Genomic DNA, 567 nt, shown 5'->3' with positions numbered 1-567 from the left:
CGGCTTCCCATTTAAATAAGGTAAAGACGTTATGGCAAAGAAGAGCATGATTAACCGCGAATTAAAGCGCGAAAAAATGGTTGCTAAATATGCTGAAAAGCGTATCAAGCTAAAAGAAACTATCAGTGATATGACTGCAAGTGACGAAGCTCGTATGGAAGCGATGTTAGAGCTACAAGCTCTTCCACGCAACTCATCACCAGTACGTCTGCGTAATCGTTGTGCTATCACCGGTCGTCCTCACGGTTACTTCCGCAAGTTTGGCTTATCACGCAATATGCTGCGTGAGCGTGTCATGCAAGGCGATGTGCCTGGTGTTCGTAAAGCAAGCTGGTAAGGAGTAACTATATGAGTATGCAAGATACCGTTGGGGATATGCTAACCCGTATCCGTAACGCACAAATGGCTAACAAAGTGTCGGTAGCAATGCCGAGCTCTAAATTACGTAAATCAATTGCTGATTTGCTAGTTAGCGAAGGTTATGTGGCGAGCGCCGTTGTTACTGAGCAAGAAAACAACAAAGCAACCCTTACTATTGAATTGAAATACTTCGAAGGCCGTGCGGTT

The 567-nt window shown here is 44.6% G+C and carries 2 protein-coding genes; both read left to right on the top strand.

What is annotated here, in order from left to right:
• Window positions 1-31: 31 nt before the first annotated feature.
• Entirely contained in the window at window positions 32-337 is a 306-nt protein-coding gene (rpsN, locus tag ACS8FC_RS19710; protein ID WP_193006033.1) for a 30S ribosomal protein S14, read from the top strand.
• An 11-nt stretch (window positions 338-348) separates the two neighbouring features.
• Window positions 349-567, top strand: a 219-nt coding sequence (rpsH, locus tag ACS8FC_RS19705) for a 30S ribosomal protein S8 (protein ID WP_439298032.1), incomplete at its 3' end; no start/stop codon positions are given.

This window comes from Psychrobacter sp. 1Y4 (assembly GCF_051847555.1).
The sequence above is the reverse complement of the archived record's forward strand: the minus strand, read 5'-3'. Positions and strand labels throughout refer to the sequence as shown.